Origin of the sequence: Symbiopectobacterium sp. RP, from assembly GCF_050472005.1 — a bacterium.
Classification (GTDB): domain Bacteria; phylum Pseudomonadota; class Gammaproteobacteria; order Enterobacterales; family Enterobacteriaceae; genus Symbiopectobacterium.
This window is the reverse complement of the sequence record NZ_JBGOGS010000002.1, coordinates 675023-697135: the sequence shown is the minus strand read 5'-3', so window position 1 is coordinate 697135 and position 22113 is coordinate 675023. Positions and strand designations below refer to the sequence as shown.

Genomic DNA, 22113 nt, shown 5'->3' with positions numbered 1-22113 from the left:
CGCCAGTTACGCAATTAAGGGACACAGCCTAGTCCCCAGAGGTAAATCACCCTGTGGTGGAGTCGCCCTTGGCGTTACTCCACCAACGCATGCTGATAGCGGTGCAGTATCTCCGTGATACGGCCAACCGATGCACCGATCTCCGGTGCTATCTGACGCTGGCATAGCGCAATCTGATACCCATCCAACAGGCTCAACAACTGGGTAAAAGCGTGACGCCGGGAAATCTCTCGTCGCGCGTCACTGACCTGCTCTGCCGCCTGACGAAGACGACGATGAAATGCCGACAGTTCACTGTCCACCGGCAACGGCAGATTCCGCATACGTTGGTGCAGAATAATCAGCGACAGCGCCAGACGGTATTTGGCAATGTCGTTGGGAAACAGGGTCAACAGCAGGTAGAGCTGCTGATAGAGCACAGGTAAGTGGTTTTCACGCCGTTTGGTTGGGTTGGTGGTCAGTGCCGATACCGCACTGTAAACAAAGCGGTTAAGTAGCGCCTGCCCAGTGCGAGCACGTGAATTATCTCGAATCAACAAGATAACCAGCCACGCCAGCAAGCAGCCGATAACCTGCCCAATCGCGCTGTCCAGAAAGTGGCTGAGATTAAACGTCATCGGGTTATCCAACACCAGAATATTGATGGTGCTGGCCAGCGCCCCCAGCGATCCCATACGCCGCTTTTGCACCTCAATACCGATGATGAAGGCCATAATGCCCAGACTGAGGCACAGCAGCAGCATGCTTTGCTGCGTGGATGGCAATACAAACATGAACAGCAGCGATCCCAACGGCAAGGCATAGACCGTGCCGACCAAGAAATCGACCGCCATGCGTTTTGGGTTAGGCAGACGCATCGCCAGCGCCGTCACCACAGCAATCATCACCGTGCAGGCACTGCCTGAGGTCCAACCGGTGATAAGCCAAAATAAACACCCTACAGCCGTCGCCACGCCAGTGCGCCAGCCGTTGATCATCGCATGATGGCGCTCAGCGGACGCCGCTTTCACCATCACTTCATCACGCAGCAGTTCGCCCTCAACCTGCGTCAGACGGGCGTTGGTCTGAATTCCTTTAGCCAGTAACAGATAGCGCGTTGCGGCCCCCACCCAGCCAATCAGCATCGGCGGCACAGCCTTGCGCTCACCGGCTGCAATCGCGTGGCGCAGCTGCTTCACCCGTTTACGCACATCGTCCATCGACGCTACCGGCGCATCGATCAGCAATGCCAGACTGGTTCTGAGTGGCTCAGGTTTATCCTGTAGCACCAAATAGGTCTCACACGCCTGAGTAATCAGAGTAAATGATTGCGCCAGCAGCGCCTTAATGCGCCGATGGCTATTTTGCCAGCGCGCTGATTCCAGCAACAGCGGATTGCCCATACCAGCCAATGCGGTGCTTTTACGCACCAACCCATGCCAGGCAACGTCAAGCTCTTCACGCGATGCACCCCGAATACACAGTTGCAACAGGCGATAGTGATCCAGCAGCAGCCCTTCTAGGCTGCTGTCGATATGGTGTTTGATGGAACGTGGGGTAAACAGCAGATCGGCCACAATGGCACAAACAATACCCAAAACAATTTCGCTACAGCGTTCAACGGCGAACTGCGGCGTCAGCAGCGGCGCACTCTGGGTGGATACTATGATAATTAATGCGGTATATCCCGCCAATCCCCATACGTAGGCGTTTTCTACCTTAACCAGCGATGACACCCAAGTGCAAAATCCTGCCCATATGCAGCACAGCAGCAACATCACCACGGGTGTACGAATGGTCGCGATGATAATCACCAGCGCACCGGCACAGCCGATAAAGGTGCCCACAATACGTAATATCCCGCGATGCCGAATCGCCCCGGAAAAGGGAGCTCCACCGGCGGCAAAAGCAGGTCCAGCAGCGACGATGGCCGCAGTGAGCACTGACCAACGTGGCGTTTCCAACTGAAAGTGGAAACCGAGAAACAGTGACAGCACAACGGCAACGCTGAGTTTACAGGCAAAACGCCAATGGGGAAAAGCAGGCATTTTCATCATGAGCTCGTCTTAACCAAACTCACGCAGCCGATAGAGCAAACGAATCAACGGTGAAGGCTGCTTGTTTTGCGGGGCGTCTGCCTGCGCGATCACCACGGTGGCCGTGGTGCCAGCAGGATAAGGAATATCGCGCTGTTGATCCAGATGGATTCTTACCGGCACACGCTGTGCCAGCCGCACCCATTCCAGATTGGCGTCCACCGTCGCCAGCCCTTTACTGTCTATGTTGGCGCTGCTGTTGGTGATCGCCGCCGCCACGCTGTCAACCGTACCGTAAAACAGCCGATCACTACCCAGCGGCGTGATCTCAACCCTGTCGCCAGCATGAACGCTTGCCAGCTTGGTCTCTTCCATATAGGCCACCAGATAGAACGAGCCCTTTTTCACCAACGCCACGGCGGTCGCGCCGCGCGTAATGTATTCACCACGCTGCACGTTGAGGTTGGTCACCCAACCGTCCGCTGGCGCGCGAATCACGGTACGTTCCAGATCCAACTTCGCCAGCGCCAACGTCGCTTGCGCTTTGGCTAACTGATGCTGCGCGGTTTCCAACGCGCTGCCAGACTGATCGATCGCTTCCTGCGACATAGCCTGTACGCCGAGGCGTGTGCGACGTCCAGACTCACGCCGCTTTTCATTGACCAGCGCTAGGTAGTAGTCCACATCCGCCTGTGCTTGCGCCTGTGCTTGCTGAAAACGGGGTGGATCGACCACAAAAAGCACATTACCCTTTTTCACCTGCTGATTATCATGCACCAATACCTCTGTCAGCAGCCCGCTGACATCCGGTGCGATCGCCACAACGTCTGCGCTGAACTTCGCATCTCGCGTCCACGGCGATTCGGTATAGAACGCCCAAACGCGCAGCAGCGCAACGGCAGCCAGCAACAGCACGCACAGCGTGATACCCACACGCAGCAGCTTTTTGATTATCAGCGAGACAACAGGAAGTTTTATAGCAAGGGTTTTCACAGTGACCTCAAAGGGAGAAGCGAAAGATCAGATAAAACAGACAGCAAAACAGAGCGGTGTTAAACAGAGCTGGATGCCATACCACGTCATAAACGCCGGTGGGCTGTAAGACACGGTTCAACACAAAAAACAGTACCAGCGATACCAGCAACACAAAGAATACGGGCGGGAAGGACAGGCCAAACAGCACCATCACCGGAAGTGAACTCATCCTCTTTTCCTTTTTATTTCAATTGACGAATAAACAATACCGACCGTGTCAGCGTAGACACAGGCATGAGGGTTCATTACCAACGACGACACAGGCCTTTCGCCATCAATGCTAAAAGGCATGAAGGGCATTACACTGATCAAGAGAGGTTGCAGGTTGTTTAGTAGAAGCGAACGCAGCCTGTTACCTGATGGAAACAAGTAGCACAAAGCATACCGGTATTCTTCCCGCCCGATTCATTCGAATACGGTGTATTATGGATGTTTATTTGCGTTTCATCTACGATGTGTGATCTAAATCACTTTTAAGCCAGAGTGAATAATGGAAAGACTAAAGAGCATGTCGGTCTTTGCGCGCGTAGTGCAGTGTGGCTCGTTTACCGCCGCAGCCCGACAATTGAACATGAGCGTTTCTGCCGTCAGCCAAACGGTGACCCGACTGGAAGAAGAGCTACAGATCAAGCTGCTCAATCGCAGCACGCGCAGCATTGGGCTTACAGAAGGCGGCAAGATCTACTACCACGGCTGTCGGCGTATGCTGCATGAGGCGCATGAAGCGCACGATCAGCTCTACGCCTTTAATAACACGCCGATCGGCACACTGCGCATTGGCAGTTCCTCCATCATGGCGCAAAATGTGCTGGCGGCCATGACAGCAGAGATGCTGCTAAAATACCCAAGGCTCTCGGTCAATCAGGTCACCGGCATTCCCGCCCCCGACCTGATTGCAGACGGGTTGGATATCGTTATCCGCGTGGGTGCCCTGCAGGACTCCAGCCTGTTTGCCAAACGTCTCGGTTCTATGCCAATGGTGGTGTGCGCCGCCAAACGTTATTTGACCCAGCACGGCACTCCGGAAAAACCGTCAGACGTGGAAAGTTTCTCCTGGTTGGAGTACACCGTGCGTGCAGACAGTGAATTCGAACTGATCGCCCCAGAAGGCATTTCCACCAAAATCGCACCGCAGGGTCGCTTTGCCACTAACGATCCGCAGACGCTGGTACGCTGGCTCAAAACTGGCGCAGGCATCGCCTATATCCCATTGATGTGGATCATCGACGAGATTGCGCGCGGCGAAGTGGAAATTCTGTTCAGCCGCTATCACTCCGATCCGCGCCCGGTTTACGCGTTGTATACACGCAAGGATAATTTGCCGCTCAAAGTACAACTGTGCATCAACTATATGACGGAGTATTTCAAGAAGGTTGCTCAAATTTATCAAAGTCATAGGGAAGAGACGTTGGGAAAATAATTATTTTTACACTACGGTGTTAACCTGAAAATTAAGTTCAGTATAGATTATCTTCACGTTCATGCTGTTACACTGTGCTTTCTTTAACCAAGGGGGCATTTATGACAACAGTATTTAATATCTCAGGGAGTTTGTTTTCAAGAACGATTTCATTGAATGAAATAAAAGAAATAAAAAATGCAAAAAAACCAAGTGAAATAAAAAGATTGTGGGACAGAATTGCAGACTGGTTTTGTGGAACTGATAAAGAAAATGCTAAAAAAACGTTGTTTGAACTACTCAATAATGATGATGCCAATATAAAAATAGACGCCTTTAATCAGTTAAAGGCCATGGCGTCACCCGCGTTTAAAAAGGCATTCACCTACACGACGACAGCGATAAATGATACTGCGTTTACCGTCAATCTGTCTATTGGCGCTCTGTTTTCTACGGGTGATATCTCTACGGCGGGCGAAACAATCAACCTGAGTGACCACATCAAGACGTTCACGGAAAGATGTTTTAGCCAAGACGATGACACTAATTATTTTACCCAATTAAAAAAAGACATACCAAGAAGTAAAATTTATTTTTATAACGCCAACGACGAGAAGACCCAATTCAAAATAGAAGATTTATCGATCTTCGAAAATACAATATCAGAAAAACAGAAAAAATCGCTAAATGTGGCATTATCTCAAATAGGAGCAATTGATATAATACAGCAAATAAATGCACGATCAAAGGAGATGCCAATTGTCGGAAGTCCGAGTAAAAAGACATCTTTTTCTTTAGATGAGAAGGGGAATATCTCTGTAGAAATGCATTTATTTCAAAACCTTGATGCTTATCATCACTCTGTTTATCAAGAACATTTCCCCGATTCAAAATATCCCTGTTTACACGCGAAAGCACGAGTCAATATCGCCAGCAACGGCAATTGTGATATCGTCGAAGCAACCCTATCACACCCTGGAATTGAGTAACCACCGCCACGCGTTTTTGCAATAACATGGCGGTGACAATTGCGCAGAATTACGCCGTACCGCCCACCGTCATGCTGTCCAGTTTCAGCGTCGGTAGCCCAACGCCAACGGGTAGGGTTTGGCCCTCTTTGCCACACACGCCAACGCCTTTATCCAATGCCAAATCGTTACCCACCATGGATATCTGTTGCATGGCTTCGATACCCGAGCCAATCAGGGTTGCCCCTTTAACCGGCGTCGTGACTTTACCATTTTCAATCAGATAGGCTTCGGAGGTGGAGAACACGAACTTGCCGGAGGTGATATCCACTTGGCCACCGCCAAAGTTAGGCGCATATAAACCGTATTCCACGCTGGAAATAATCTCTTCCGGCGTCGATTTACCCGCCAACATGTAAGTATTGGTCATGCGTGGCATCGGCAAATGGGCATAAGACTCGCGGCGACCATTACCGGTCGGCGCCACCCCCATCAAACACGCGTTGAGCTTGTCTTGCATGTAACCTTTCAGCACACCGTTCTCAATCAGCACGTTGTATTGCCCGGCCACGCCTTCGTCATCCATCGCCAGCGAACCGCGGCGTCCTTCCAGCGTACCATCATCCACCACGGTACACAGTTCAGAGGCAACCAGCTTACCCATCTGCCCGCTGAACACCGACGTGCCACGGCGGTTAAAATCCCCTTCCAGTCCGTGTCCGACAGCTTCATGCAGCAGCACACCCGGCCAGCCCGCGCCCAGTACCACCGGCATCGTACCCGCAGGCGCAGCAACAGCGGAAAGGTTGACCAGCGCCATACGCACCGCTTCTTTCGCCCAGGCCTCCACCCGCGCTTCTCCGTCCACCACTTGCCAGAAGTAGTCGTAACCCACGCGCGCGCCACCGCCGCTGGCACCGCGTTCACGTTTACCATCCTGCTCAACCAGCACGCTGATCGACAGGCGCACCAACGGACGCACATCAGCGGCCAGCGTGCCGTCGGTTGCCGCCACCAACACGTATTCATAGACACCGGTCAGGCTGACGCTCACTTCCTGCACGCGGGCATCGGCCGTGCGCGCCACACTGTCTGCGCGTTGCAGCAGTGCCAGTTTCTCTTCACGGCTCAGGCTGTCCAGCGGATTGAGCTGCAGATACAGCGCACGATGAGCGTTTTCCCCCAGCGTGCGAACGCGGCCAGTGCCCTGCTCGCGCACGATGCTACGCGCTGCCTGGGCGCTTTGGTGCAGCGCATTGAGCGTGATTTGGTCTGCATAGGCAAACCCGGTTTTTTCCCCGCTTACCGAGCGAATACCGACCCCTTGATCGATATTGTAAGAGCCATCTTTAATGATGCGGTCTTCCAACACCCAAGATTCATGGTAACTGGATTGAAAATAGAGATCGGCATAATCTAGGCGACGTTCATTCAATACCTCTAACACCGAGAACAGGTCTTGCTGGCTCAAGTTGTTAGCAGTGAGTAACTGTTCACTGACAAACGAAAGACTCATATTTTTTCCACTTTAGTTCACATGAAACCAATGAATAAACGGCACGGGGGCCATCACTATGCTGGCGTATTAACGCCGCTCCTGCACCGCATTTTTTTGCGGCTCACGCAGGACTTCCTTAATCGTAGGCTGATCTAGGCTGCCATGAATCTGGTAGCGAATCAGCGAGATTTTGTTCCAGAGCGGTGCCAGCACCTTGCTGGCCGCAAACACGGCAGCACCAATCACCGGGTTGACCACAAAGGCGGTAGCCACACCCACCGTGGCTGAAATTTCCGGTGCAATCACCGCTTCCATGGCAATTTGGCGGTTAGCCAGATCGACACTGCCCTTCATGGCGATATCGGCTTCCAATCCGTCTACCAGCAGATCGTCGGTATGCAACACGCCGTCTTTAATCCAAGCCGTGCTACGGATGGAATCAAAATAGAAGCCCTTACCAAAGGTATCGCTAAAATCAAACTGCAATTTGCGCAGTAACGCATCAAAGCTCACCAGACGCAGCAAGCGTCCCGCTTGACCAGTACCCGCATTGACAATATCGCCCTTGCCAATACGCGTGTGCAAAATACCGCTCAGGCTCGCCAGATGTGGTGCCCACGGCGAACCACGCCAATAGAGATCATAGTCAACATCAAAGGTTGCTGCGCGCAGCGGCGTATCAATACCAAACCAGTCGGCATTTTGCTCCAGCGTACCGCCCGTCAAACGCCCTTTGAGTGCGGTGCGAACCCCTTCTGCATTCTCCTGCCAACTGCCGCTGGCAGTCAGCTTGGCTTTGCCAGTATCGATCACACCCTCACTGAGCGTCAGCTTATCTTTTTCTGGTTGCAGCGTCGCCGTTATTTGGCCCAGGTTCTGCCCGGCAATCCAACATTCCCCGCAGGCAAGCTGCAACGCGGGCCAGTCTTCAAAGCGGATGCTGTGGTCATTGAGCGGTGATTTCTTCTCCGCCAGCGCTACGGGGTTGGTTGCTTCATCCCCTTTCCACTGCGGGTTGTAGTAGAGATAGCGAATATCCGCGCGCCACATGCCGCTCTGCGGGACCTTCAAATTAGCATCAATCTCACGCCCGGTAGTGTGAATTTCATTACCCTGCGGCGTATTGCGGCTATTGAGTACCACGTCATGCCACTGCTGACCAAGCAGTTGCAGCGCTGGCGTACGCAGCGTCACGCTTTCCGGCACATGGAGATTGCTTTGCACCCCTTTGCGCAAGACGGTATCACCACGCAGGGCGGGCAGTAATCCTAACCAACGCTCCGTATCCAGCGCGGGCAGAGCCAACACCAGTTCAGACTGTTCCGGCAACGTGGGAGACGTTTGTGCCCCCTGCTGCCAGATTGCGCGCGCTAACGTCAGCACATCGCCACGCAATAACCACTGGCTGTTAAACTGTGCTGTTTTTCCCAGACTACCTGCAAGCGTGAACCCTTTGAGATCCCCTTTGGCGGCAATCTTGAGCGGCACCGGCGTCCCCTGTGCTTTATTGAGCGGCTCATGTAAGCGAGTGCTTACATTTTTTAGGTCGGCATCAACGCTGACCTCATAGGTCTCAACGCCTTTATAGGGTAGATTCACCGTTACATCGCTACGCCAGGCGGCGGTTCCCGACAGTACGGTTTGCAATGTTTTTGGCAGACCGGGGAACAGCGCGGGTGCCCATTCACCCTTCAGCCCCACCTTTACCAGAAAAGCTTTTTCCTGCTCTTCGGTATTGAAACTGAACGTGACGGGCTGCCCTAACCAGTTAGCCGCAATATCATCGCTGTTCAGGGTGCCATTGCGATAATGGAAGCGTCCTTTGAGCTGTTTTAGCGTGCTATTCAGCGGTTTGATATACAGGCTATTGTTACTGAGTTGAATATCGCCACTGGCTTCTACCGCGCCGTGTGCCAAGGGAATATCGAGGTGCAGCGCACCATTGACGTTACCGCCAATTTGCATCTGCTTTAACGCACTCCCCACGCTGTCCTTGAGCGGCGTTTGTTCAAAATAGTGTCCGACATCGGGCCCTTCCCCTTGAAGTTCGCCATCAATCAGCAACTTTTCTTTGCTGTAGTCAGGGATGGCGGCAAGAATATTTCTGCCGGCAACATTCCCTAACTGCGTTGATGGCGCGGACATCCACAGGCCGTTGTTGGCAAAATTGAGATCGATATCCAACGGTGACAGCACGGGCCAGCCTGCTTCAAATTCAAAGGTAGCCGCGCGTAGCGGCACCCACACCTGAAACTGACCTTCGTTATGCTCAAAGAGGAAATGCGACGGGTTACCGGCAAAAATCAGCGTGGCGTTGTCGACGTGCCCCCCTTTTAACGCACGGGTCAAGTAGTTCACCAGTGGCGCACCCATCAGCGGTTCTGGGAAGTAACGCCAAGCTTCAGAGGCATCGGCTAGCCGAATTCCCGCCAGAATATCCAGACGTGGCTCCCCATTCAGCGGGTGACGGTATTGAAAATCGCCCTTAGCCTGTAGCGCACGTGCCTGCACATTCAGCCCTTTACTCCACACTTCCCAGCCGTCGGCGGCATTGATCCAATCTACCGCACCGTTTACCTGCTGAATCTCGAACGGTGCCCGGAACTGATTACCGCTGGGCAGTACAGTTTGCGGCAACGCAAAGGTGACGCGCCCGCGTTCGACGCTGCCACTCAGCGTGCCAGCCAGCTTTTCGCCGCCCGGCAACCATTCCCACGCTTTCCAGCGCAGATCGCGCCATGCCGCTTGAAAACGACTTTTTTCCGGTTGTTTTAAGGGAATATCAAGGGCCAGTTGTGTCAGAAGCCCTTCCGGTTGCAGCGCCTCCCAGCGCGTTTTAAGCTCGAGCGTCACCGTGGACAGCAGCGGCAACAAATCACGCAAACGTGCCAGGCTCAGTTCACTGGCACGCACCCGCAGCATATCTTGTTGTTCTGCCGACGACGCGGGTATCCAGCTCGCCGCCAGACTCCCTTTCGGCCAGGCAACACCGTCCGTAGCCAGATTCAAGACAGGCACGGCAACCTGCCAGCCTTCACCTTCCCGTGTGGCATGCAGTGCCAGTTCGTCTACGCTCAGACGATGGATGTTGTCTCCTTCTTTCCAAGCTGCCGAGCCCTGGGCCAAAAAGACATCGCTGGCAACCAGCGCTCCGCTGCGCACCTGCAACCAGGCTGCAAGATTGAAATTGGCGCTATCCAGCCCGGTATTATTTTTTAGCCATCGGCTGATCCAAGGCTTCATATCAATATTGTCAGCCTGTAGGTACACCGTGCCGTCATTCAGATGACCCTGAATCGCCTGCAAATCCATGCGTACCTGCACCACGCCGTGCTGCCCATTGAAACTCGACAGGCTGATTTGCCCTTCGGCACGATGTCGATTGTTGCGGTTCAACCAGGTCAATTGTGGGATGGCGAGCTCCGCACGATCGCCAGAAGGCGTGAGGAAAGAGAGGCGGCTGTCGCGCAGATCGAAATGATCGAACTGCTGGAGGAACAGTGTACTGAGACGATCGGTTTCGATCAGGCTACCGTCGGCCCGCTGCCCGGTCAATGTGGCATCCAGCGTCAAGTGCATGCGGTGGAACGTCAGATCGCGAAACTGCCAGCGCGCATGCAGCAATGACTGCCACACATCCAGCACGAGCGTGATGCGCGCTGCCCGCCAGCGCGCAGCAGGCGACTCGCTCGTCAGGCCATCGATCGAAAGCGTCGGCCCAAAAGAAGCCCAGCTGCCAGTAAGGCGTTGCGCGTCAACCGATACGCCCGTCGTCGACGTAACCCACGCCATGATTTGCGGCCGAAAACGATCGAGCTGCGGCATCGCTAATCGTAAACCACTGACGATCAGCGCCACGACAACAACAATCGTAGCACCCGTCATCAGCAATAGGCCGGGCAGTCGCCTCACACTATTCTCCTTGATCTTCGTCGCAGGCGACGCGGGGAAGTCATTCTGTTCGGTTTATCATCGACATGGGGACTACATCATCACCACATCAAACTGTTCCTGGCTGTACAACGGCTCAATCTGTACCTTAACCTGTTTACCGACAAAAATTTCCACTTCTGCCAGGGCGTGGGACTCTTCGCTTTTCAATACCTCAGCCACCGCAGGCGATACGTACATCAGGAAGCGATCGGTGTCATAGGCATGGTGCACCCGCACAATTTCACGCATGATTTCATAGCAAACAGTCTCGACGCTTTTCACCCTGCCGCGACCATGGCAAGTCGGGCACTGATGACACAGCACATGTTCAATGCTCTCACGAGTGCGCTTGCGCGTCATCTCCACTAATCCTAGTTGAGAGAATCCGTTAATACTGGTTTTAACCCGATCTTTGGCGAGCGTCTGCTCCAGAGAGTGCAGCACCCGGTGACGGTAGTCCTCATTACTCATGTCGATGAAATCGATAATGATAATACCACCTAGGTTGCGCAGCCGCAGTTGGCGGGCAATGGCCTGCGTCGCTTCGATATTGGTGTTAAAGATGGTCTCATCCAGATTGCGATGACCGACAAAGGCCCCGGTATTAATGTCTATCGTCGTCATCGCCTCGGTTTGATCGATGATCAGATAACCACCGGATTTCAGCTCAACCTTTCTGTCCAGCGAACGCTGAATTTCATTCTCCACGTCATAGAGATCGAAAATCGGCTGGCGTCCGGCGTAATGCTCCAGCTTATTGGTGGTTTCCGGAATATAGTCCGTGGTGAACTCCAGCAGCGCGTCATAAGTCAGACGGGAGTCGATGCGGATGCGATCCAACGCCGCACCGGCAAAATCACGCAGGATACGCTGCGCCAGCGCCACTTCACCGTACAGCTTACATTTGGTCTGGTTACGCTTTTTACGCTCGCTGACTTTGGTCCACAGGCGTTTGAGGAACGCAGCGTCTGAAGAAAGCTCATCTTCCCCAATCCCCTCTGCCGCTGTGCGGATAATAAACCCGCCCTGCTCGTCGCAATATTCACTGACGATTTTCTTCAGGCGTTCACGTTCCACTTCACTTTCAATACGCTGTGAAACCCCAACGTGGGCCGCGCCGGGCATGAAAACCAGATAGCGCGATGGCAGCGTAATATCGGTGGTCAGTCGGGCACCTTTGGTACCGAGCGGGTCTTTCACCACCTGCACCATCAAGTCCTGCCCTTGGCGCACCAGTTCAGCAATATCGCGCACGTGGAAGTTTTTCTGTTCTTCCCCGGCCACGCATTCAGTATGGGGCATGATGTCTGACGCGTGCAAAAACGCCGCTTTATCCAGCCCGATATCCACGAACGCGGCCTGCATGCCCGGCAATACCCGGCTGACACGGCCTTTATAGATATTGCCAACGATGCCGCGTTTCGCTTCGCGCTCAATATGGATCTCTTGCAGTATTCCGCCGTCAATGTAGGCAACGCGCGTTTCCGACGGCGTCACGTTGACCAATAACTCAGCTGTCATTTTCTGCTCCTGCCGTTCGTAACGCTATAATCTGATTGTACAATTCATGGGTTTCCACCAGCGGCAAACCGACAACCGCGTGGTAACTGCCAGCGATCGCTTTAACGAAACAGCCGCCTTTACCTTGAATGCCGTAGGCTCCCGCTTTATCCATCGGCTCACCGCTGGCAACGTAGTGGGTAATGTCCTGCTGCGTCAGCGCGCGAAACGTCACGTCGGTCACCACCAGCGCGCTGCACCGGGTGCGACGATCGGCCAATGTGACCGCAGTCATCACCTGATGCTGTCGCCCTGAAAGCATCGATAAGATGTGCGCGGCATGGGCTTCGTCGCGCGGTTTTTCTAGTACCTGTTCTTCCAGCACCACGATGGTATCGGCCCCCAACACGGGCAAATCTTGCTGTGCGGCAGCAACCCCTGCCTGCGCTTTATCCTGCGCTAGACGGCGTACATAGACCTCTGCCGTTTCATGTGCTGCCCGCTGCTCGATAACATCAACACGCAACCGTTCAAAAGGGATATCCAGCAACGTAAGCAGTTCGCGGCGGCGCGGCGAACCCGAGGCCAGATAGAGCGCAGTCATATATCCTCGCTACGTAGTCACTCTACGTATTCTACTGTAGGCGATCCGGTTAAGGACTACGCCCTTATTGATTATTGTACTGTGAACTGACGGCGAATTTTGCGCATCAACAGGAATAGCCAAGGCCACAACACGCCATCGACCACACAGTTCCACAAATTTTCCGGCCTGAATGACACATTGCTTACCAAGAACTCTGCCCAGAAAACAATCAGATCCATCACCAGCGAAAGCACCATAACGATCAGGGCTTGTTGCCAGAGCGCCATATTGCGGAACAGTTGAAACTTGAAGGCCACCAGATAGGCGACAATGCTGAGTGCCAGCGCACGCACGCCGAGCGTGGATCCTAAAATAAGATCCATCACCATTCCCAGCACAAAGCCGGTACCAACGTTAATCCGATGCGGTAACGCCATTACCCAATAAATCAGAAACAGCGACAGCCACGATGGCCGGAAATGATAGAACTGATCCGGCCACGGCATGATTTGCAGCACCATGGCGATCAGGAACGATAACCAGATGATCCAGTTGCCGTGACGGCGATAGCGGTTCATTGGCGTCCTCTTTGTGCTGGCGTAGCAACAGGTGGCGTATTACGTTGAGGTTGTTGAGCTTGAGACTCACTGCGCGCAGGGGCGTTTTTCGGCTGTGCGTTGCCCTGCTGCGGCGCGGCAGGTGCTGCGACAGCAGGCGGTGCCGGCGGGCCCATTTCATCGGGAGAGGGCAGAACCTGGGGCATCATCTGCATCAAGCGTTCGTTGGCGACACGATGCACTTCTTGCGGCGGCAACCCTTTGCCCGACACATCGTCAACGCCCCACAGCAACAGCAGATAGCGTAAACGTTGCAGAGCGGCAGTAGGATGCGCCTTGATAACGGTGTAGGCGCGTTGCGTATCCACCTTCACTTCAGAGACGGCGCCCACCGGATACCCTTCAGGGAAACGACCACCCAGTCCAGATGTCACCAGCACATCACCGACGCGAATATCGGTGTTGTTGGGTAAATGCTCCAGTTGCAAATCGTCAGTGCAGCCATTACCTGCAGCAATCACGCGGATATCATTGCGCAGCACCTGAATCGGCAGCGCATGGGAAACATCGCAGATCAGCAGCACACGGCTGGTCAACTGACCGACCGCGACAACCTGTCCGAGCACCCCTTTATCACTGATAACCGGTTGCCCTTCGTAGACCCCGTGCGCCGCCCCTTTATCAATCACCACCTGATCGCTATAGGGGTCTGTGCCTGCGGAAATCACCTGGGTCACCATTTTCTGCTCGTCCTGACGCAGCGGTGACCCCAACAGTTCGCGCAGACGCGCGTTTTCCTGTTTCAGTTGGCCGAGCAGCAGCAGATCGCTGTTACGCAGCTGCAGTTCCTGGCGTAACGCACGGTTTTCCAGAGCCAGCTGATTTTTGGTCGCCAGCGATTCAGAGACATTATCCAATACTTCACGCGGCCCGTTGGCGAGAAAATAGAACGGGCTGACCGCCGTATCCATATAGGTACGGATCTTGAGAAACGTCCCCAAGCGGCTATCGGCGATAATGATCGCCATCGCCGTGAAGACGGCAAGAAAAAGTCGCAATTGCAGGGAAGGTCCCCTGCTAAAAATCGGCTTCATAAAGGTTGCGTATTCCTCAACGCGAATAAAGAACGCCCGACACGCTCGAAACGAAAGCTAACATTCGTGTTATTCACCGCCGTCATGCCCGCAGAAACGCAGGGGCAGAGGGGCGCCGGGAATTACGCTAATGGCGATACCCGTGAAAACGACTCGCCACAGAATAAAAAAAGAGGGGCTACCCTACGGGATGAAAAACAACGCTGTTTCCCCATACGGTTCCCCTTCCTTTTATTCGGCACTCTTACTCTTCGCTGAACAGATCACCGCCGTGCATGTCGATCATTTCCAGCGCTTTACCGCCACCGCGAGCCACGCAGGTCAGCGGATCTTCGGCAACCACGACAGGGATGCCGGTCTCTTCCATCAGCAGGCGATCTAGGTTACGCAGCAGTGCGCCACCACCGGTCAACACCATGCCGCGTTCAGAAATATCGGAAGCCAGCTCTGGCGGGCACTGTTCCAGCGCAACCATCACCGCGCTCACGATGCCGGTCAACGGCTCCTGCAACGCTTCCAGAATCTCGTTCGAGTTAAGGGTAAAGCCGCGCGGTACGCCCTCAGCCAGGTTACGACCACGCACTTCGATTTCGCGTACTTCATCGCCCGGATACGCAGAACCAATTTCGTGCTTGATGCGTTCCGCCGTTGCTTCACCGATCAGTGAGCCGTAGTTACGGCGCACATAATTGATGATAGCTTCATCGAAGCGGTCGCCACCAATACGCACGGAAGAAGAGTAGACCACACCGTTCAGGGAGATAACCGCCACTTCTGTGGTACCGCCACCGATATCCACCACCATGGAGCCCGTTGCTTCAGAAACCGGCAGTCCAGCACCGATAGCCGCCGCCATCGGTTCTTCAATCAGGAACACTTCGCGCGCCCCGGCCCCTTGCGCAGATTCGCGAATGGCACGACGTTCAACCTGAGTAGCACCGACTGGCACACACACCAGTACGCGTGGGCTCGGACGCATAAAGCTGTTGCTGTGCACTTGTTTGATAAAGTGCTGCAACATTTTCTCGGTCACGAAGAAGTCGGCGATAACACCGTCTTTCATCGGGCGGATAGCTGCGATATTACCCGGAGTACGACCAAGCATCTGTTTGGCTTCATGGCCTACGGCAGCGACGCTCTTAGGCGAACCTGCACGATCCTGACGGATAGCGACCACAGACGGCTCATTCAGTACAATGCCCTGCCCTTTAACATAAATCAGGGTATTGGCGGTGCCCAGGTCGATGGACAAGTCGTTGGAAAACATGCCACGAAATTTTTTAAACATAACGAAAGGATAATCCTGCAAGCTGGGGGCGAAAAGAAATCCACCTACTTTACCAACCACACGGTGCAGCGACAAGGCACGACAGAGCTCTGCATCGGTGAAAAAATTCCCCTGTGTCATACGCATCACGTTCCCCTGAAAAACCGTCGGGGCGATATTTCTTTGTGCGGTAAAGCGAGTTACCGCTTTTTCACGCAGTCGGATGACATCAACACAGGACACAAAATCTAACATTTTATCGGCCAGTCCATGCAATAAGTGCACACTAACCGATTTATAAACCACGCATTCTACGTCAATTTACCTGTGACATTCACCCTAAACACGATGCCGAGGTGAATATTTTTTCAACTCATCGCTGACAGGGATAGACGCCGCGAAAAAATCGCCCTGGCCACCATAGACACCGCGACTCGATAGAGTATTCCACTCTTCCTGAGTTCTGACGCCTGCGGCAAACACGTTGGCGGAGGTTCCCTTGCAGGCTTCGATCAGGCTTTGTACAAAAAGTTGATTTTCCGTCCTGCGTTCAAAACGGCGCACCAGACCTAGATGCAACTTGATGATTTCCACCTGCAACGTTCTAATATAGGTCGTGCTGACCAAGGTCAGCCCGGCTTGCGCCACCGCCAGCCAATCCCCCAATCCCCCAATCCCCCAATCCCACCAGAGTATTCAGAATAGGACGCAAGCGCTCGATATACTGACACACATCTGACTCAGCAAGTTCAAACAATATGCGTTGACGCTGCTGTTTCGGGCATTGCAATAGCACTTCTTGTAACCAACGCCAGAAAGGACGCTGCAACAGCGAATCCACATTGACGGGCATCGCCAACGTCTCCAGCGGCCAGGAAGCAGACAACGCGATGATTTGTGTCACCAGCAGCCGATCATAATTGGGCGTCAGCCCCAATTGCTGTACCAGCGGTATATAGCCAACCGACTTAAAAATGATTACAGCCAATTCCCTGATATGTGGCAAAAAAATACAGCTAATTGTTATCAAAATAATGTCGCTTGGCTATATATTCGGCGGCTAGCAGAACCTGATCACCATCGGTGATACGCGGCATGATTTCCCGATGATGTACCATGCCATCGCGCGTCACCGCCGGTTTTTGATACAGATGCGGGCCACCTTTTGCCAGCGTCTGTTCCAGCAATGTGCGCCATTTCACGCTGCCGCGCCCCTTGTCTGGCACCTGCCGGTCAAATACGCACCAGCTGTTTCCTCCCTGCAATACCGCATTGCGCGTAGCATCCTCCACACTCTCCATCACCTGCTCAGAACTCTGCCCGCTGGCATAGGCACAGATGCCGATATGCAGTACATCCTCATGATCGATAAGCGGCGTGATCGGCAGAATATCCAGCGCTTTGACTAACTGCGCCGCAATAATATCCGCTTCTTTCGGCGAACGGTGTGGCAGCAGCACGGCAAAATCACTGTTGAAATAGCGCGCCAGTAGCGCGGAGGGATAACGCATAAGGTCGAGAGCATATTGACCAGCGTATTGCGGTACTCACGCAGTTCATTGGCACAGCGATGCGTTTCCTGCAAGGTATCGAAATCCGGCAGGTGAATCATCATTATAGCCAAGCGACATTATTTTGATAACAATTAGCTGTATTTTTTTGCCACATATCAGGGAATTGGCTGTAATCATTTTTAAGTCGGTTGGCTATACCACGCCGTGGGTGTCGACATTTTCCGCTTCCGCGTCTTCCAGCTGCGTGGTGAGTTGGTTATCGAAAAACAGGCGATTACTCAATCCAGTTTCCGCATCTTGGGCGGCGAATGCGCGGATCAGCGTATCCAGTCGGCTGCGTTCCTCGCGTGCGTCGGCAAGGTCCGACAGCAGCTGATCGAACGCACCGCTAGCGCTATCGGGCCATTCGTGCACCAAACCGTGCGCCACCGATTCGCGTTCACCGCGCAGAATGCGGTTTGCGCGCGTCTCCAACTGTTCGTGCCCTGCCACCTTGCGGCGAAAACGCCGCACGGCAAACACCAGTAGCGCAGGCATGCACGCCATCGCCACCACCATGGCAATAGTGGAGAAAATCCAGCGCGGCGAGCCGAAAAAGGGATCAAGATAGGTAAGGTTGACGCGAAAATCGGCGTTTTGCATCAGCGGCAGCTGCATCACATGGTGCACATAATCGCCTTCTGCACTCATCAGTTCCGGCAATCGCAGCGAAAATTGCAGGTTGTGATCGAGGTCTCGGATCTCTAGGAGCACAACCCCCGCAGCCTTCATCATTGAGGGCAGCAAAAAGCGTAACCGCTCAGGAGGTTGAACCAACAGCGCCTGATCGATGCTGGTCGCGATAGCATGAAGCTGGTTATCAACCTGCTGGAGATTATCATCAACTGTACTAGCTCAGACCTGATCTGACAGTTACCGATTATTTATACAGGTGTCTGTCAGATTACATCTGGTTCAGATTCTTTTCTGCCCAGATCCGTTTTCCATCGAGTAAAGTGGCCATCGGCGTACGCCCGCAGCACATTTTTCCCTGATGAGTTCGCTCATTATTGTAATGCCACAACCAGTTGTCCAGATCTACCTGCAGGCTTTCCAGGTCTCCATATAACTTCTTGCCGAACGTAACCTGATAAAAATCCTGCAAAATGGTTTTATGGAAGCGTTCGCAGATGCCGTTCGTCTGCGGAGACATCGCCTTCGTTTTCGTATGCTCGATATCGTTGATAGCCAGATAAAGCTGATAATCATGCTGCTCCACTTTACCACAGTACTCCGTACCCCTGTCGGTCAGTATTCTCAGCACCGGCAGTCCCTGAGCCTCGTAGAACGGGAGTACGCGATCATTGAGCAGGTCGGCGGCGGTGAGCGGTGTTTTATTCGTATACAGCTTGCAGTGCGCCACTTTCGAGTACGTATCCACGAACGTCTGCTGGTAGATACGGCCCACCCCCTTCAGATTGCCCACGTAGAAGGTGTCCTGCGAGCCCAGATACCCGGGATGTGCCGTCTCGATTTCACCGCAGGCCTCATCATCGTGCGCCTTCTTCTCCAGGGCTGCGATTTGAGCGTCGGTAAGGACAATGCCTTCTCTGGCGACCTTTTCCTCAAGCGCCTTCAGGCGTTTACGGAAGTTCTCCAGGTCGTGTCGTTGCCAGATGGAGCGCACGCCGCTGCCGGAGATAAACACGCCTTTTTTACACAGCTCATTATTGGTCCGGTGCTGCCCATGGGGCGGGAACTCAATAGCATAATCAACAACCGTGCGTTCAGTGGCTTCGTCGGCGCGGTTCTTCAGGTTCGGAACCCGGCGGTTCTGGTTAACCAGCGCATCAATGGCGCCTTCAGCAGCCAGTTCCTGATAACGGTAAAATGTATCGCGTGACACGCCCATGCTCTTGCAGGCTTTTGATACGTTACCGAGTTCTTCGGCGAGATTGAGCAGGCCGGCTTTGTGTTTGATAATGGGATTGTTAGTATGAAGCATGAGAGTTACCTCGCGTTTTGTTTAAGGATTAGACACCCATATCAAAACCGGTAACTCTCAACCTTTCAAGGTCCAGTGTCAGATCTAGTCGCGACTAATACACATCAACAATGGTGACTAACCCTATGATAAACAGGAGGGATATGACGACTATCAGCACCATCGTCATCAATGAAGAAAATTTCGTCATTCGCCCATCCCTGCATCCTCCACTCGCCGCACGAGGTCACCCCCCCGTACCGTATTCACCACTGTTGTTAATACTACCTGTTACAAATATAGCCAAGCGACTTAATTTTGATTACACCATATGGACTGAGAACAAAATCTCTGTATCGCAACCACTCTCTCTTTTTTTGCTTTTTGCTTGTGCCCATTTATGCTCAATGGGGTTAAGATCTGGCGAATATGTAGGCAAATACTCCACCATATACCCTGCATCGATGATGACTTGTTGAATATTATGTTTTTTGTGAAAAGTTGCATTGTCCATCACGATTACCCTGTTTTTAGGGAGTACTGGGATAAGGACTTGTGTGATCCAGGAATAGAAAACATCGCTGTTAATATTGATATCAAATAATCCGATAGCAAACAGCGTTGTGCCTAATAAAGCGCCGATAACATTTCTTCTTCCCTTGGCTCCCCAGTTCTTCAGCCCAAAACACCGTTGACCTTTTGGGGAATAGCCGTGAGTCCGTGGGGTATCGTGTGGAAAACCACTTTCATCAATAAAAACAATAGGTTTACCTTCTTTTTCATACTGTTGTATTTTTTGTTGAAATGCTTGCCGGGCGCTTTCGTCGGCTTTCGGATGACGTAGCGTTTTTTTATAGGTCAATCCCAGCTTTTTAAGAGCTTGCCAAATGGCCTTCTGACAAACGCCAAAACGCTCTGCACGTTCTTTTTGGTAAGCATCTGGATATGGTTCAACATCTTTTATCAACTCGGATTTATCGCTCTTTCGCTGACGCGTGGTCGATGCTTTTGACGCTATTTGATTAATCCAACGCGATACAGAGGCAGGGCCAATCCGAAATTGCTTCGCTGTTTCTCGGATACTCAACCCTTCTTCTTCCCGTGTAGATATCACTTTACGTCTAAAATCAATTGAATAGCTCATTTAAATAATGTAGTCAAAATTAAGTCGTTTAGCTATATGCCATTCAACAAGGGGCGTTGAGCGCCGATCCTGCTAAAGATATCCAGCATTTTACCGGACGAATGGCGCTAAAACTGCTGCTGGCAACGCTGATGGTGACACCGCTGGCGCACTACGGCAAACAACCGTTGTTGATCCGCTGCCGCCGCATGCTCGGCCTGTGGTGTTTTGCCTAGGCTACGCTGCATCTGACCAGCTATGCGTTGTTGGAGCTCGGGCTCGCCAACCTCGCCTTGTTGGGCATAGGTATCTACACATCTTTTGCAATATCTGCTATTACGTTGCTGCATGATCTCAACTTATCCATCGGCGGAATTGATGCCCGCCTTAACCGGCGTTATCAGCGTCTGGTTAAGCAACACATGACTCCCCCAGCACCATTGGCGTCAGCCGTTAAAGACCTTGCCTGCGCGCAGAAAACAACATTCGCCACTACTCAGGCCGTTTGGCGTTTTTTTAATAATGAACGTATTAGCTTCAGTCAGCTCAATGAACCGATTATTTCGCTGGCTCTCCGGCAGGTTGCACTTAGCCCGCATCCATACGCTCCCGTCGTTCACGACTGGTCTCATTTACAGTTTCGTACCCACAATGGGAAAGAAGAACGTTTGAAAATGACGCATGGTGGCGACGTCGGTTATGAACTACAAACCAGCCTACTGCTTGATGCTGCAAATGGTTTACCAATAGCGCCCCTGTCTCAAACTCTAACCGATAGGGCGGGTTGTCGTTCAACGCTAACCGAGGGCTTGTCTGAGAGTCTGACTCATATGGATGCTTTGACGGCTGATATCGCCCGCGTTGAGTCTCTTGATACCGGGAAGAAGTTAGTTCATCTCATTGACCGTGAAGGTGACTCTATCGGGCATATGCGCACATTAAGCTCCCAGGGAATATGTTGGCTTATCCGGGGAAAGGAAGGGCATCGGGCCGAGTGGGGCGGTGACACCCGTAAAATTGGTGAAATTGCAGACGATCTGCCATTTATCGCAAACGGACAGGTTGGCTGGAAAGGGAAAAAAGCCAATATGGAGATCGGGGAAACATCCGTGATCATAACGCGAACAGCAAAAGCGAAGCGGAAAGACAAGAACACCGGACGGCGAGTGAAAGTTCAGCCAAGCGTAGCTCTGACACTCAGATTAGTTGTGGTTCGCCTTACCGATACTTACGGTAAATTTATCGGACGCTGCTCACAAACGTTAGCAACGAGATCACCAGCGCGGAAGTCGCTCGCTGGTATTACTGGCGCTGGGGTATTGAATCCTTTTTTAAGCTGCTGAAAGGTGCCGGTCATGATGTAGAAAAATGGCTTCAGCGCAGTGCTGGTGCACTGCTACGCAGGTTATTGATAGCTAGCATGGCATGTGTGCTGGTATGGCGGCTGCAACGCGCTGAAGGAGACGACAATGCGGCAGCCCGTCAGTTAATTTGCCGATTATCCGGACGACAACAAAAACGAGGGCGTAAAGAAAGCGCCCCAGCGCTGCTTGCCGGACTATCCATCCTGCTAAATACCTTGACGTTATTAGCAGACTATACCCCGGAAGAACTTGCCCACTTCGCTATGGTGGTTTTTAACCCTTTATGATGTGTAGATA

At 52.8% G+C, this 22113-nt stretch carries 16 protein-coding genes and 2 pseudogenes; 5 read left to right on the top strand and 13 right to left on the bottom strand.

The window, feature by feature from the left end; all coding sequences use genetic code 11:
• Positions 1–74: 74 nt before the first annotated feature.
• Genes aaeB through aaeX form a run of 3 tightly spaced genes read right to left on the bottom strand, consistent with a single transcriptional unit; the run spans position 75 to position 3219 of the window.
• Positions 75–2033, bottom strand: a complete 1959-nt coding sequence (gene aaeB / locus ACD630_RS21955) for a p-hydroxybenzoic acid efflux pump subunit AaeB (protein ID WP_430361241.1) — start codon at positions 2031–2033, stop codon at positions 75–77.
• Between the two features lie 12 nt (positions 2034–2045).
• On the bottom strand, positions 2046–2993 hold the full coding sequence (aaeA, locus tag ACD630_RS21950; protein ID WP_430361240.1) for a p-hydroxybenzoic acid efflux pump subunit AaeA: 948 nt from the start codon (positions 2991–2993) through the stop codon (positions 2046–2048).
• A 22-nt stretch (positions 2994–3015) separates the two neighbouring features.
• On the bottom strand, positions 3016–3219 hold the full coding sequence (aaeX, locus tag ACD630_RS21945) for a p-hydroxybenzoic acid efflux pump operon protein AaeX (RefSeq protein ID WP_430360648.1): 204 nt from the start codon (positions 3217–3219) through the stop codon (positions 3016–3018).
• 321 nt (positions 3220–3540) lie between these two features.
• On the opposite strand from aaeX, the gene aaeR reads away from it, so the two are divergent.
• Together aaeR and ACD630_RS21935 are read left to right on the top strand one after the other, a co-directional pair.
• Positions 3541–4470 (top strand): HTH-type transcriptional activator AaeR, encoded by a 930-nt coding sequence (gene aaeR, locus ACD630_RS21940; RefSeq protein WP_430360647.1) that lies wholly within the window; start codon positions 3541–3543, stop codon positions 4468–4470.
• A 101-nt stretch (positions 4471–4571) separates the two neighbouring features.
• Positions 4572–5438 (top strand): hypothetical protein, encoded by an 867-nt coding sequence (locus ACD630_RS21935; protein ID WP_430360646.1) that lies wholly within the window; start codon positions 4572–4574, stop codon positions 5436–5438.
• Between the two features lie 49 nt (positions 5439–5487).
• Here ACD630_RS21935 and tldD read toward each other — a convergent pair whose 3' ends face one another.
• The 10 genes and pseudogenes from tldD to ACD630_RS21885 form a co-directional block, all read right to left on the bottom strand.
• Positions 5488–6933 carry a metalloprotease TldD gene (gene tldD / locus ACD630_RS21930; protein ID WP_430360645.1) on the bottom strand — a complete coding sequence of 482 codons (1446 nt, stop codon included), beginning with the start codon at positions 6931–6933 and terminating at the stop codon, positions 5488–5490.
• A gap of 69 nt (positions 6934–7002) precedes the next feature.
• Entirely contained in the window at positions 7003–10827 is a 3825-nt protein-coding gene (gene yhdP, locus ACD630_RS21925) for an AsmA2 domain-containing protein YhdP (protein ID WP_430360644.1), read from the bottom strand.
• A gap of 72 nt (positions 10828–10899) precedes the next feature.
• On the bottom strand, positions 10900–12369 hold the full coding sequence (rng, locus tag ACD630_RS21920; RefSeq protein ID WP_430360643.1) for a ribonuclease G: 1470 nt from the start codon (positions 12367–12369) through the stop codon (positions 10900–10902).
• Positions 12359–12952 carry a Maf family protein gene (locus tag ACD630_RS21915; RefSeq protein WP_430360642.1) on the bottom strand — a complete coding sequence of 198 codons (594 nt, stop codon included), beginning with the start codon at positions 12950–12952 and terminating at the stop codon, positions 12359–12361. The genes rng and ACD630_RS21915 overlap by 11 nt, the downstream gene beginning before the upstream one ends.
• A gap of 71 nt (positions 12953–13023) precedes the next feature.
• On the bottom strand, positions 13024–13512 hold the full coding sequence (mreD, locus tag ACD630_RS21910) for a rod shape-determining protein MreD (protein ID WP_430360641.1): 489 nt from the start codon (positions 13510–13512) through the stop codon (positions 13024–13026).
• Entirely contained in the window at positions 13509–14585 is a 1077-nt protein-coding gene (gene mreC, locus ACD630_RS21905; protein ID WP_430360640.1) for a rod shape-determining protein MreC, read from the bottom strand. The genes mreD and mreC overlap by 4 nt, the downstream gene beginning before the upstream one ends.
• A 244-nt stretch (positions 14586–14829) precedes the next feature.
• Positions 14830–15873, bottom strand: coding sequence for a rod shape-determining protein MreB (gene mreB / locus ACD630_RS21900; RefSeq protein ID WP_004385136.1), 1044 nt, complete (start codon positions 15871–15873; stop codon positions 14830–14832).
• Between the two features lie 318 nt (positions 15874–16191).
• Positions 16192–18209 (bottom strand): annotated as a pseudogene (locus tag ACD630_RS21895) (EAL domain-containing protein).
• A 100-nt stretch (positions 18210–18309) separates the two neighbouring features.
• Positions 18310–19350, bottom strand: a complete 1041-nt coding sequence (locus ACD630_RS21890) for an IS481 family transposase (RefSeq protein ID WP_430357813.1) — start codon at positions 19348–19350, stop codon at positions 18310–18312.
• A 301-nt stretch (positions 19351–19651) separates the two neighbouring features.
• Positions 19652–20473, bottom strand: coding sequence for an IS630 family transposase (locus ACD630_RS21885; RefSeq protein ID WP_430360639.1), 822 nt, complete (start codon positions 20471–20473; stop codon positions 19652–19654).
• 35 nt (positions 20474–20508) lie between these two features.
• Here ACD630_RS21885 and ACD630_RS21880 point away from each other — a divergent pair.
• The 3 genes and pseudogenes from ACD630_RS21880 to ACD630_RS21870 form a co-directional block, all read left to right on the top strand.
• A pseudogene (locus tag ACD630_RS21880) lies at positions 20509–20763 on the top strand (sulfoxide reductase heme-binding subunit YedZ); the annotation flags it as partial.
• Between the two features lie 30 nt (positions 20764–20793).
• On the top strand, positions 20794–21795 hold the full coding sequence (locus ACD630_RS21875) for a hypothetical protein (RefSeq protein WP_430361320.1): 1002 nt from the start codon (positions 20794–20796) through the stop codon (positions 21793–21795).
• A gap of 77 nt (positions 21796–21872) precedes the next feature.
• Positions 21873–22103 (top strand): hypothetical protein, encoded by a 231-nt coding sequence (locus ACD630_RS21870; protein WP_430358522.1) that lies wholly within the window; start codon positions 21873–21875, stop codon positions 22101–22103.
• The last annotated feature ends 10 nt before the right edge of the window (positions 22104–22113 follow it).

Bases quoted from the DNA above. Each gene is read 5' to 3' on its own strand.
- ACD630_RS21915 (WP_430360642.1), bottom strand. From the start codon at position 12,952: ATGACTGCGCTCTATCTGGCCTCGGGTTCGCCGCGCCGCCGCGAACTG.
- mreB (WP_004385136.1), bottom strand. From the start codon at position 15,873: ATGTTTAAAAAATTTCGTGGCATGTTTTCCAACGACTTGTCCATCGAC.
- ACD630_RS21935 (WP_430360646.1), top strand. From the start codon at position 4,572: ATGACAACAGTATTTAATATCTCAGGGAGTTTGTTTTCAAGAACGATT.
- ACD630_RS21885 (WP_430360639.1), bottom strand. From the start codon at position 20,473: ATGAGCTATTCAATTGATTTTAGACGTAAAGTGATATCTACACGGGAA.
- rng (WP_430360643.1), bottom strand. From the start codon at position 12,369: ATGACAGCTGAGTTATTGGTCAACGTGACGCCGTCGGAAACGCGCGTT.
- tldD (WP_430360645.1), bottom strand. From the start codon at position 6,933: ATGAGTCTTTCGTTTGTCAGTGAACAGTTACTCACTGCTAACAACTTG.
- aaeX (WP_430360648.1), bottom strand. From the start codon at position 3,219: ATGAGTTCACTTCCGGTGATGGTGCTGTTTGGCCTGTCCTTCCCGCCC.
- ACD630_RS21870 (WP_430358522.1), top strand. From the start codon at position 21,873: ATGGCATGTGTGCTGGTATGGCGGCTGCAACGCGCTGAAGGAGACGAC.
- aaeB (WP_430361241.1), bottom strand. From the start codon at position 2,033: ATGAAAATGCCTGCTTTTCCCCATTGGCGTTTTGCCTGTAAACTCAGC.
- ACD630_RS21890 (WP_430357813.1), bottom strand. From the start codon at position 19,350: ATGCTTCATACTAACAATCCCATTATCAAACACAAAGCCGGCCTGCTC.
- aaeR (WP_430360647.1), top strand. From the start codon at position 3,541: ATGGAAAGACTAAAGAGCATGTCGGTCTTTGCGCGCGTAGTGCAGTGT.
- mreD (WP_430360641.1), bottom strand. From the start codon at position 13,512: ATGAACCGCTATCGCCGTCACGGCAACTGGATCATCTGGTTATCGTTC.
- mreC (WP_430360640.1), bottom strand. From the start codon at position 14,585: ATGAAGCCGATTTTTAGCAGGGGACCTTCCCTGCAATTGCGACTTTTT.